Raw genomic sequence first — 11,189 nt, 5'->3', positions numbered from 1 at the left:
CGCCACTCATCCCCACTTGCATGTGTTAAGCACGCCGCCAGCGTTCGTCCTGAGCCAGGATCAAACTCTCCAACAATGAACAGTTTAATCGAGGCAAATGTATTGCTCTCAAAGCAAACCCCGACGAGGGGGTTTCATATAAGCTCTACTGGCTTAGTTCACTAGCACACTGTTGAGTTCTCAAGCAACACACCCCGAGTTCACCGCACTCAAGCGGCTCGCTCGAAGCGAGTCATTCCTAGCAGTTTTTGGTGGGACACCCACTCAATCGCGATCCGCGAGAGCTTGGTTCGTGTCCCGGTGGCCACCCGGTTTCCCTGGCGACTTGGAGAACTTTACACCCCCGGAGGAGGCCCGAAACAGGGGGGTCCCTTAACCGCGTTCCCGCAGGTCAGGGCCCTGTTTCGGGCCGTCGGAGCCGCTCAGCCGCCGAGCGCGACGCCGGCGACGTTGCGCTTGCCCTTGCGGACGACGAGCCACTTGCCGTGGAGGGCGTCCTCGCGGGCCGGCTTCCATTCCTCGTCCGCGATCTTCACGTTGTTGACGTACGCGCCGCCCTCCTTGAGGGTGCGCCGCGCGGCGCCCTTGCTGTCCACCAGTCCCCCGGCGAGCAGCAGGTCGACGATCGTCGGCTCGCCCGCCGGGTCGACCTTGCCGTTCGGCACCTCGGCCATCGCCGCGTCGAGGGTGCGTTCGTCCAGTTCGCCGAGCTCGCCGCGGCCGAACAGCGCCTGGCTGGCGTTGATCACCTGCCGCGTCTGCTCCTCGCCGTGCACCAGCGTGGTGAACTCCTCCGCCAGCCGCTTCTGCGCGGCCCGCAGGTGGGGACGCTGTTCGGTGTCCTCCGCCAGCGCGGCGATCTCCTCCTGGTCGAGGAAGGTGAACATCCGCAGGTAACGGACCACGTCGGCGTCACCCACATTGACGAAGTACTGGTACCAGGCGTACGGCGAGGTCATCTCCGGGTCGAGCCAGAGGTTGCCGCCGCCGGTGGACTTGCCGAACTTGCGCCCCTCGGCGTCGGTGACCAGCGGCGCGGTCAGCGCGTGCACGCTCGCGCCCTCGGTCCGGCGGATCAGGTCGACCCCGCCGACGAGGTTGCCCCACTGGTCGGACCCGCCGACCTGCAGCTTGCAGCCGTACTGCCGGTAGAGCTGCTGGTAGTCCTGCGACTGCAGCAGCAGGTAGCTGAACTCGGTGTACGACATGCCGTCGCCCTCGAGCCGTCGCTTCACCGTCTCCCGGTTCAGCATGACGTTGATCGAGAAGTGCTTCCCGACGTCGCGCAGGAACTCCAGCGCGGTCTGCTGCCCGGTCCAGTTGAGGTTGTTCTCCACGATCGCGCCGGTCGGCGAGTCGTCGAAGTCGACGAACCGTTCGAGCTGGCCGCGGATGCGCCCGGCCCACTCGGCGACGACGTCGAGGGTGTTCAGCGTGCGTTCCCCGGTGTCGCGCGGGTCGCCGATCATCCCGGTCGCGCCGCCGGCCAGCACGATCGGCCGGTGCCCGGCGCGCTGGAAGCGCTTGAGCATGAGCAGCGGGACGAGGTTGCCGGCGTGCAGGCTGGGCGCGGTGGGGTCGAAACCGCAATAGAGCGTCACGGGACCCTGGTCGAGCTCGCGCCGGAGGGCGTCGATGTCGGTGGACTGCGCGATCAGGCCGCGCCAGGACAGCTCGTCGAGGATGTGTTCGCTCACGCCTGTAGATCCTCCCGCACCTGGTCAACCGACTAACTGGCGGGTCGGACCCGCCGCTTCCCACCGCGGCGGTAGGTCGACACGGCCGCGGACGCGCCGTCCCAGAAGCGCCAGGGCGTGTCCATGGCCATCGCGACGCCGACGCGGGGCCCGGAGCGGATCCGCTCCACCGGCACGCGCTCGCCGGCGCGCAGCCGGACCGGTGAGGCGGGGTCGGTGAGGTCGACGCCGTTCTGCGCGCGGTCGATGCGCAGCACCGACGTCAGGATGGCCGGGCCCTTCGCGAGCTCGCCGGTCCCCCGCGCGGACGGCCGCCGCTTGCGGACGACGTCGAGGCCTTCGACGACTTCGCCGGCGCGCAGCAGCACCGCGCCGGCCACGCCGTCGTGCGAGCCGACGATGTTCGCGCAGAAGTGCATGCCGTAGACGAAGTAGACGTACAGGTGCCCCGCCGGCCCCCACATGACGGCGTTGCGCGGGGTCCGGCCGCGGTAGCAGTGCGACGCCGGGTCGTCCTCGCCGCGGTAGGCCTCGACCTCGACCAGCCGGACGCCGACCGTGCCGTCGGGCCCGTCGGCCTCCAGGACCGAGCCGAGCAGCAGGTGGGCCAGGTCGACCGGGTCCAGTGCGAGTTCGTCGCGGGTGAACAACCGGCCTGCGTCGCCGCTCAAACGGGGTCCTCTCTTCGGCTGTCTGGCGCGACCACCCTAACCCTTGAGCGATCGCTCAAACATCTCTACAGTCTTTTTGAGCAGTCGCTCAAACCTCGGAGGGGAGCCGGAGATGCGACCGAAGGCGCTCTACGTCGAGACCGTGATCCGCACGGACCTCGACACGCTGTGGCGGCACACCCAGGACCCGGCCCTGCACCAGCGCTGGGACCTGCGGTTGGCCGGGATCACCCCGGTCGACGGCCACTTCCGCTACACCTCGCGGTTCCTGGGTGTCACGGTCGACGGGGTCGGGGTGCGGGCGGCGTCACGGGACTGGCCGGACGGCTCCCGCACGTCGGTGCTGCGGTTCGCCTCCGCCGACCCGCTGTCGCTGATCAGCGCGGGCGCGGGGTTCTGCCGCTGCACCCCGGTCCCCGGCGGCGTCCGCCTCGTCACCGGCTTCGACTACGGCACCCGGTGGGGCCGCTTCGGACGACTGGCCGACCGGGTGTTCCGGCCGGTGTTCGGCTGGATGACGGCGTGGTCGTTCGACCGGCTGCGGCTCTGGCTGGAGACCGGCGTGGCGCCGGAGGACCAGCCGCTGACCGCGCCTTCGGCCGCCCGCTGCGGCCGGACGCGGCTACGCGACCAAGTGGCTGCCGGAACGTCTTCGTGACCGGCGTCTTCGGCGCGGGGCGCCGGCTCGCCGTGTCGGTCCGGCTCGACAGCGGGCTTCGTGAGAAGGTCATGGCCTGATGGGCACCGGCCGGAACTCCAGTTCGCAGGACACGAAGCAGCGGCTCGTGGACGGCGTGCTGGAAGTCGTCCGGCGGCAGGGCATCACCGCCGTCTCCGCGCGGTCGGTCGCCACGGCCGCGGGCGCGAACCAGGCGCTGGTCTTCTACCACTTCGGCAGCGTCGAAGAGCTCGTCGCGCAGGCGTGCATCTCCGCGACGGAGTCCCGCGTCGCCCTTTACCGGGACCGGTTCGCCGCCGTGACCACGGTCGGCGAGCTGCTGTCGCTCGGCCGGGAGATCCGGACCGCGGAACGCGCGGAAGGCAACCTGGCCCTGCTGGCCCAGACGCTGGCTGGAGCGCAGGGCAGCGAACGGCTCGCCGAAGCGACCCGCGAGGGCCTCGACAAGTGGATCACCGAGGTCCGGACGGCCCTCGAGCGCGTGCTCGCCGGTTCGCCGCTGGCCGAGCTCGCCGACCCCGACGGACTGGCCCACGCCGTCTCCACCGGGTTCCTCGGCCTGACCCTGTTCGACACGGTCGACCCCGACGGCGCCGAACAGGCCGTGGCCGCACTGGAGCAGCTGGCCGTGCTGGTCGACGTGCTGGACGGGCTCGGCCCGGTGGCCACCCGGGCCGTCCGGGCCAAGCTCCGCAAGTCCCTCAGTTGAGCCACTGGCGCGCCGCGGTGACGCGCTCCTCGAGCCGCGCGCGCTGCTCGGCCACGCGCGCCGGCGCCGTGCCGCCCCGCCCGTCGCGGGACTGCACCGAGCCTTCGACGGTGAGGACTTCGCGCACCGCCGGGGTGAGCGCCGGGTTGATCTTCTCGAACTCCTCGTCGGTCAGCTCGTCCAGGCCGACGCCGCGGGCCTCGGCGACGCGGACGCTTTCGCCCGCCGCCTCGTGCGCGACGCGGAACGGGACGCCCTGGCGGACCAGCCACTCCGCGATGTCGGTGGCCAGGGTGAAGCCGGCCGGAGCCAGCTCGGCGAGCCGGTCGGTGTGGAAGGTCAGCGTGGCGAGCATGCCGGCGATCGCCGGGAACAGGAGCTCGAGCTGCTCGACCGAGTCGAACACCGGCTCCTTGTCCTCCTGCAGGTCGCGGTTGTAGGCCAGCGGCTGCGCCTTGAGGGTGGCCAGCAGGCCGGTGAGGTTGCCGATCAGCCGGCCCGCCTTGCCGCGCGTCAGCTCCGCGACGTCCGGGTTCTTCTTCTGCGGCATGATCGAGCTGCCGGTGGCCCAGGCGTCGTCCAGCGTCACGTAGCCGAACTCGGCGGTGTTCCAGATGATCACCTCTTCGGCGATCCGGGACAGGTTCACCGCGAGCATCGCGACGGCGAAGGCGAACTCGGCGACGAAGTCACGCGAAGCGGTGCCGTCGATGGAGTTCTCGACGCTGGTGGCGAAGCCCAGCTCCTCGGCGACGGCCTCGGGGTCGAGACCCAGCGACGAGCCGGCGAGCGCGCCCGAGCCGTACGGCGACTCGGCCGTGCGGGCGTCCCAGTCCTGCAGGCGCGAGACGTCCCGCAGGAGCGCCTGGCCGTGGGCCATCAGGTGGTGGGCGAGCAGCACCGGCTGCGCGTGCTGCAGGTGTGTGCGGCCGGGCAGGATCGCGTCCGGGTGCCGCTTCGCCTGCGACACCAGCGCGTCGACGACCTCCAGGGTGCCCGCGACGACCCGGCGGGCGGCGTCGCGCAGCCACATCCGGAACAGCGTGGCCACCTGGTCGTTGCGGGACCGGCCGGCACGCAGCTTGCCGCCGAGTTCCGTGCCCGCGCGCTCGAGGAGGCCGCGTTCGAGGGCCGTGTGCACGTCTTCGTCGGCGACCGTCGGGGTGAACTCCCCCGACGCGACGTCCTGGGCGAGCGCGTCCAGGGCGGCCAGCATGCCGGTCAGCTCGTCGTCGGTGAGCAGCCCCGCCTTGCGCAGCACGCGGGCGTGCGCGCGCGACCCGGCGATGTCGTAGGGCGCCAGTCGCCAGTCGAAGTGCGTCGACGCGCTCAGCGCGGCCATGGCCTCCGCCGGACCGCCGGCGAACCGGCCGCCCCAGAGCTGCACCGGCTGCTCGTTCCCGCTCACTGTTCTCGCTTCTCCTCGGTGTTCGTGTGTTCAGGCGACCGTGATCCGGCCGTCGTACAGGACCAGGCGGACACTGGCACATCCGCGGCCGGTCCGCCGTTCGAGTGCGGCGCACGCTTCGCCGCGCCCGATTCTCTGCGCTTCGCCACGCGCGCTCAACATCCGGCGCGCTTCGGCGACGGAGACGGTCTCGCCGTCGATCGCCACCGGGATCCCGTGGTCGAAGGTGATCACGACCTCGTCCGGCGCCAGGAACTCGCCCTCGGCCGGGAAGATGTCGGCGATCATGGCGATCCTTCGTCCGCCGATCGCTGCGCGAGGGTGGCGAAGCGCTCCGCCAGTTCCTTGCCCGTCAACGGTTCCCGGGCGATCACGGCGACGGTGTCGTCCCCGGCGATCGAGCCGACGACCTCTTCGAGCGCGGCCCGGTCGATCGCGCTGGCGAGGAACTGCGCCGCGCCCGGCGGCGTCCGCAGCACCATCAGGTTGCCCGACGAGTCGGCCGAGACCATCAGCTCCGCGAGCAGCCGGGAGAGCCGGGACGTGCCACCCTGCACCCCGCGGACGGGACTGCCGTCCTCGGGGATGACGTAGACCGGCGCCCCCGAGTCCGGGCCGCGCAGCTTGACCGCGCCCAGCTCGTCGAGGTCGCGAGACAGCGTCGCCTGCGTGACCTCGATGCCTTCGGCGGCCAGCAGCTTGGCCAGCTCGGTCTGGCTGCGGATCGTCATGGTCGACACCAGCTCGGTGATCCGCGCCTGCCGCCCCACCCGGCTGCCGGTCATCGCCTGCTCTCCTCGAACAGCCAGACCAGCAGGGCCTTCTGCGCGTGCAGGCGGTTCTCGGCCTCGTCCCACACCGCGCTGGCCGGGCCGTCGAGTACCTCGTCGGTGATTTCCCAGCCGCGGTGGGCGGGCAGGCAGTGCAGCACGATCGCGTCGTCCGCGGCCTTCTTCAGCAGCTCGGCGTTGACCTGGAGGGCGCGGAACGGGCCCACCCGGTCGAGGCCGTCGTTCTCCTGGCCCATCGACGTCCACGTGTCGGTGACGAGCACGTCCGCGCCGTCGACCGCCGCGTACGGGTCGGTGTAGGCGGTGGCGCTGCCCCCGGTGTCGGTCGCGCGCTTCTTCGCGTCCAGCATGACGCCCTGGTCCGGCTGGAAGCCGACCGGCGAGACGACCCGGACGTGCATCCCCGCGGTGACCCCGCCGAGCAGCAGCGAGTGCGCCATGTTGTTGGCGCCGTCGCCGAGGTAGACGAGAGTCAGCCCTTCGAGCTTGCCCTTGCGCTCGCGGATCGTCATCAGGTCGGTGAGCACCTGGCACGGGTGGAACTCGTCGGTGAGCGCGTTGACCACCGGGATCGACGCGGCCGAAGCCATCGCCTCGATGCGCTTCTGCGCGAACGTGCGCCACACGATCCCGTCGACGTACCGCGACAGGACCCGCGAAGTGTCCTCGATGGTCTCTTCGCGGCCGAGCTGCATCGAACGGCCGTCGACGATCACCGGGTGGCCGCCGAGCTGGCTGATCCCGACCTCGAACGAGAACCGCGTCCGCGTCGAGTTCTTCTCGAAGATCGCCGTGATGGACTTGCCGGCGAGGATCTTGTTGCCCAGCGGATCGGCCTTGAGCGCGTCGGCGAGGTCGAGGATGGCCTTCTGCTCGGCCGGACTGACGTCGTCGTCGCGGAGGAAGTGGCGCAGCATCAGTCGGAGTCCTTCGTGGTGGAGTCGAGCGCGTTCGGGAGGGCGGCCAGGAAGCCTTCGGCCTGCTCGGCGTCGAGCACGAGCGGCGGCGCGAGCCGGACGGTGTCCGGAGCGACCGGGTTGACGAGGTAGCCGGCCGCCTGGGCGGCTTGGGCGACCGCCGCCGAGACGGGCTTCTTCAAGGCGATGCCGAGCAGCAGCCCGGTCCCGCGCACCCCGGCGACGAGCGGGTGGCCCAGCGCCTCGACCCCCGCCGCGATGTCCTTGCCCAGCGTGGCGACGTGGTCGAGGAGACCGTCGGCGGCGATGGTCTTCAGCACGGCCAGGCCGGCCGCGCAGCAGACCGGGTTGCCGCCGAAGGTGGTGCCGTGCTGGCCGGGCTTGAGCAGGTCGCCCGCCGCGCCGACGCCGATCACCGCACCCAGCGGCAGCCCGCCGCCGAGGCCCTTGGCCAGGGTGATGACGTCCGGCACGATGCCGGCCTGCTGGTAGCCGAACCAGGTGCCGAGCCGGCCGAGACCGGTCTGCACCTCGTCGAGCACCAGCAGCGTGCCGGTGGCCTTGGTGATCTCCCGGGCGGCGTGCAGGTAGCCGTCCGGCGCCGGGAACACCCCGGCCTCGCCGAGCACCGGCTCCAGGAAGACCGCCGCGGTGTCGGTGTCGACGGCGGCTTTCAGCGCCTCGACGTCCCCGAACGGCACGTGCTCCACGCCGGGCACCAGCGGCTTGAACGGGTCGCGCTTGCCGGGCTGGCCGGTGAGCGTCAGCGCGCCCATGGTCCGGCCGTGGAACGCGCCTTCGACCGCGACCACCTTGGTGCGCCCGGTCAGCCGGCTGATCTTCAGCGCGGCTTCGTTGGCCTCGGCGCCGGAGTTGACGAACAGCACCTTGCCGTGGCCGGTGAGGCCGGCGACGTCCAGCAGCGCCTCGGCGAGTTCGACCGCGACCGGGTTGACGTACAGGTTCGACGTGTGGCCGAGCTGCTTGATCTGCGCGGTGACGGCTTCGACGACCGCCGGGTGCGCGTGGCCGAGCGCGTTGACGGCGATGCCGCCGACCAGGTCAAGGTACTCCCGGCCGCCGGCGTCCCACACCTTCGCGCCCTCGCCGCGGACGAGCGTCAGCTTGGGCGTGCCGTAGTTGTCCATCAGGGCGGACTGCCAGTGCTGCTGGCCGTCCTCATTGGACTGCAGGTCGGTCACGGGAGCTCCGTTTCGGGGAAGACCATGGTGCCGATGCCGCGCGAGGTGAAGACCTCCAGCAGCACCGAATGGGCGAGACGGCCGTCGATCACGTGCGCCCGGCGCACGCCGCCGCGGATGGCGCGCACGCACGCCTCCATCTTCGGGATCATGCCGCTGGCCAGGGTGGGCAGCATCGGCTCGAGGTGGTCGACGCGGATGCGATCGATCAGCGACGACCGGTCGGGCCACTTCGCGTAGAGCCCTTCGACGTCGGTGAGCACCACGAGCTTCTCGGCGCCCAGCGCGGCCGCGAGCGCCCCCGCGGCCGTGTCGGCGTTGACGTTGTGCACCACGCCGTCGACGTCCGGGGCGACGGTGGACACGACCGGGATGCGCCCGGCGTTGACGATGTCGAGCACCGCGTCCGGGTTGACCTCGGCGACCTCGCCGACCAGCCCGATGTCGACCGCCTCACCGTCCACAGTGGCCTGTTTGCGCTCGGCGGTGAAGAGGCGGGCGTCCTCGCCGGAGATGCCGACCGCGTACGGCCCGTGTGCGTTGATCAGCCCGACGAGTTCCCGGCTGACCTGGCCGACGAGCACCATCCGGACGATGTCCATCGTCTCCGGCGTGGTGACCCGCAGGCCGCCCTTGAACTCGCCCTCGACGCCCAGCCGGTTGAGCATCGCGGTGATCTGCGGGCCGCCGCCGTGCACGACCACCGGGCGCAGGCCGGCCAGCCGGAGGAACACCATGTCCTCGGCGAAGGCCGCCTTCAGCTCGTCGTCGATCATGGCGTTGCCGCCGTACTTCACCACCACCGTGGCACCGTGGAACCGCTGCAGCCAGGGCAGCGCCTCGATGAGCACTCCGGCCTTCTCGGCCGCCGTCGCGAGTCGTTCGTCCGCGGAAATCAGAGCCTCCTGGGTCATGAGGAGTACGCGCTGTTCTCTTCGACGTAACCGTGCGATAGATCCGTGGTGTAGATGGTCGCCGCGCCCGCGCCGACACCGAGGTCGACGACGATTTCGATGGCCCGGCCGGTGAGGTCCGCTTCCGACCGGTCCGCGGCCGGCACGCCGCGGGCGAACAAGGTGACGCCGTTGATCGCGATCGACACCGTCTCCGGGTCGATGCGGGCGGGGACGCGGCCGAGCGCCATGGCGATCCGGCCCCAGTTCGGGTCCGAGCCGAACAGCGCCGTCTTGACCAGGTTGTCCTCGGCGATCGTGCGGGCGACGGCGATCGCGTCGGCTTCGGTGTCCGCGCCCCGCACGGTGACGTCGACGTCCTTGGTGGCGCCCTCGGAGTCCGCGCGCAGCTGGAGCACCAGGTCGTGGCTCACCGCGGTGAGCAGTTCGGTGAGCTCGGCCTCGGTCGGCTCGACCCCGCTCGCGCCGGACGCCAAGACCAGGACGGTGTCATTGGTGGACGTGCCGCCGTCGACGTCGAGCCGGTCGAAGGTCACGCGGGTCGCCGCGCGCAGGGCGCGGTCGAGCGTTTCCTTGTCCACCACCGCGTCGGTGGTCAGGACCGAGAGCATGGTGGCGAGGTTCGGCGCGAGCATGCCCGCGCCCTTGGCGAAGCCGCCGGCGCTCCAGCCGCTGTCGTGCTTCGCGAAGGCCTGCTTCGGTTGGGTGTCGGTGGTCATCACGCCCTTGGCGGCGTTGAGGCTCGCCTCGGGGCTTGCGTCGAGCGCCTTGAAGGCGGTGTCCACTCCGGACAGGACCGCGTCCATCGGGAGCCGCTCGCCGATCAGGCCGGTGGAGCAGACGGCGACCTCGATCGCGCCCGCCTGCAGGACTTCGGCGACCTTTTCGGCCGTGGCGTGGGTGTCCTGGAAGCCGCCGGGGCCGGTGGCCGCGTTGGCGCCGCCGGAGTTGAGGACGACGGCCTTCAGCCGCTGCTGCTTCAGCACCTCCTGCGACCACAGCACCGGCGCGGCCTTGATGACGTTGCGGGTGAACACGCCGGCGGCGACGTCGAGCGGGCCGTCGTTGACGACCAGGGTGAGGTCGAGCGCGCCGGAGGCCTTGATCCCGGCGGCGACGCCGGCGGCGCGGAAGCCCTGGGGGCCGGTGACGGTCACGGTGCCACTCCTGTGGTGGGAAGCCCGGTGGTTTCCGGGAGGCCGAGGGCCAGGTTCATCGACTGGACGGCACCGCCGGCGGTGCCCTTCGTGAGGTTGTCGATCGCGGTGACGACGACCAGGCGCCGCGCGCCCTCGTCGACCGCGACCTGCAGCTGGGTGTTGTTCGAGCCGAGCGTCGACGCGGTCGTCGGCCAGGCGCCCGCGGGCAGCAGCTGGACGAACGGTTCGGCGTCGTAGGCCTTTTCGTAGGCCGCCCGGGCGGCGGCCTCGTCGACGCCGTCCTTCAGCGGGGCGCTCGCGGTGGTCAGGATGCCGCGGGGCATCGGCGCGAGCACGGGCGTGAAGGACACGGTGACCTTCTCTCCCGCGACGGCCGAGAGGTTCTGCGCGAATTCGGGGGTGTGCCGGTGGGCGCCGCCGACGCCGTACGCGCTCGCCGAGCCCATCACTTCCGAGCCGAGCAGGTGCGGTTTGAGGCTCTTGCCGGCGCCGGAGGTCCCGGTGACCGCGACGACCGTGACGTCGGGCTCGACCAGCCCGGCGGCGAACGCCGGGGCCAGGGCCAGCGACCCGCCGGTCGGGAAGCAGCCGGGCACGGCGATGCGCTTGGTGCCGGCGAGCTTCTCGCGAGCGCCGGGTAGCTCGGGCAGGCCGTACGGCCATTGGCCGGCGTGGTCGCCGCCGTACCAGCGCTGCCAGTCGCCCGCGTTGGCCAGCCGGTGGTCGGCGCCGAGGTCGACCACCAGGACGTCCGGGCCGAGCTGGGCCGCGATCGCCGCGGAGTGCCCGTGGGGCAGCGCGAGGAAGACGACGTCGTGGCCGGCGAGGGTCTCCGGCGTCGTCTCGGCCAGCACACGGTCGGCGAGCGGGACGAGGTGGGGCTGGTGGACGCCGAGCTTCGTGCCCGCGCTGCTGGCGGCCGTGAGCGCGCCGATCTCGACCTCGGGATGGGTCAGGAGCAGGCGCAGCAGCTCACCGCCCGCGTACCCGCTGGCTCCGGCCACCGCGATGTTCACCGTCATACGCATGATTATGCACGCC

The 11,189-nt window shown here is 71.5% G+C and carries 12 protein-coding genes and 1 rRNA gene; 2 read left to right on the top strand and 11 right to left on the bottom strand.

The genetic code is table 11. The annotated features are described in order from the left end of the window. The 3 genes from OO60_RS47515 to OO60_RS31240 all read right to left on the bottom strand — a co-directional run. A 16S ribosomal RNA gene (locus OO60_RS47515) occupies positions 1–76 on the bottom strand; the annotation flags it as partial. Positions 77–422: 346 nt separating this feature from the next. Continuing rightward, on the bottom strand, positions 423–1,697 hold the full coding sequence (gene tyrS / locus OO60_RS31245; RefSeq protein ID WP_003099613.1) for a tyrosine--tRNA ligase: 1,275 nt from the start codon (positions 1,695–1,697) through the stop codon (positions 423–425). A 32-nt stretch (positions 1,698–1,729) separates the two neighbouring features. Then, positions 1,730–2,368 carry a DNA-3-methyladenine glycosylase gene (locus OO60_RS31240; protein WP_003099610.1) on the bottom strand — a complete coding sequence of 213 codons (639 nt, stop codon included), beginning with the start codon at positions 2,366–2,368 and terminating at the stop codon, positions 1,730–1,732. A gap of 112 nt (positions 2,369–2,480) precedes the next feature. Here OO60_RS31240 and OO60_RS31235 point away from each other — a divergent pair, with 112 nt between their 5' ends. Further along, positions 2,481–3,026, top strand: coding sequence for a hypothetical protein (locus tag OO60_RS31235; protein ID WP_003099607.1), 546 nt, complete (start codon positions 2,481–2,483; stop codon positions 3,024–3,026). A gap of 79 nt (positions 3,027–3,105) precedes the next feature. Beyond that, positions 3,106–3,756 carry a TetR/AcrR family transcriptional regulator gene (locus OO60_RS31230; RefSeq protein WP_003099597.1) on the top strand — a complete coding sequence of 217 codons (651 nt, stop codon included), beginning with the start codon at positions 3,106–3,108 and terminating at the stop codon, positions 3,754–3,756. Here the strand turns inward: OO60_RS31230 and argH are convergent. Genes argH through argC form a run of 8 tightly spaced genes read right to left on the bottom strand, consistent with a single transcriptional unit; the run spans position 3,749 to position 11,170 of the window. Further along, positions 3,749–5,164 carry an argininosuccinate lyase gene (gene argH / locus OO60_RS31225; RefSeq protein ID WP_003099595.1) on the bottom strand — a complete coding sequence of 472 codons (1,416 nt, stop codon included), beginning with the start codon at positions 5,162–5,164 and terminating at the stop codon, positions 3,749–3,751. The two genes, OO60_RS31230 and argH, sit on opposite strands and share 8 nt — an antisense overlap. Before the next feature lie 30 nt (positions 5,165–5,194). Beyond that, a complete protein-coding gene (locus OO60_RS44710) occupies positions 5,195–5,452 on the bottom strand; it encodes an argininosuccinate synthase (RefSeq protein ID WP_003099593.1) in 258 nt (85 codons plus the stop codon). Beyond that, entirely contained in the window at positions 5,449–5,949 is a 501-nt protein-coding gene (locus OO60_RS31215; RefSeq protein WP_003099591.1) for an arginine repressor, read from the bottom strand. The genes OO60_RS44710 and OO60_RS31215 overlap by 4 nt, the downstream gene beginning before the upstream one ends. Further along, positions 5,946–6,872: an ornithine carbamoyltransferase gene (argF, locus tag OO60_RS31210; RefSeq protein ID WP_003099588.1), complete on the bottom strand. Its 927-nt coding sequence runs from the start codon at positions 6,870–6,872 to the stop codon at positions 5,946–5,948. Before argF ends, OO60_RS31215 begins: the two co-directional genes overlap by 4 nt. Continuing rightward, positions 6,872–8,074, bottom strand: coding sequence for an acetylornithine transaminase (locus OO60_RS31205; RefSeq protein ID WP_003099586.1), 1,203 nt, complete (start codon positions 8,072–8,074; stop codon positions 6,872–6,874). The genes argF and OO60_RS31205 overlap by 1 nt, the downstream gene beginning before the upstream one ends. Further along, on the bottom strand, positions 8,071–8,988 hold the full coding sequence (gene argB, locus OO60_RS31200; protein ID WP_003099583.1) for an acetylglutamate kinase: 918 nt from the start codon (positions 8,986–8,988) through the stop codon (positions 8,071–8,073). The genes OO60_RS31205 and argB overlap by 4 nt, the downstream gene beginning before the upstream one ends. Beyond that, entirely contained in the window at positions 8,985–10,145 is a 1,161-nt protein-coding gene (gene argJ, locus OO60_RS31195; protein WP_003099580.1) for a bifunctional glutamate N-acetyltransferase/amino-acid acetyltransferase ArgJ, read from the bottom strand. Before argJ ends, argB begins: the two co-directional genes overlap by 4 nt. After that, positions 10,142–11,170: an N-acetyl-gamma-glutamyl-phosphate reductase gene (gene argC, locus OO60_RS31190; protein ID WP_003099576.1), complete on the bottom strand. Its 1,029-nt coding sequence runs from the start codon at positions 11,168–11,170 to the stop codon at positions 10,142–10,144. The genes argJ and argC overlap by 4 nt, the downstream gene beginning before the upstream one ends. Positions 11,171–11,189: the final 19 nt, after the last annotated feature.

The sequence above is a fragment of the Amycolatopsis vancoresmycina genome (assembly GCF_000716785.1).
In the GTDB taxonomy this organism is placed as follows: domain Bacteria; phylum Actinomycetota; class Actinomycetes; order Mycobacteriales; family Pseudonocardiaceae; genus Amycolatopsis; species Amycolatopsis vancoresmycina.
Note: the sequence above shows the minus strand (reverse complement) of the source record. Positions and strands in the feature narration are given on the sequence as shown.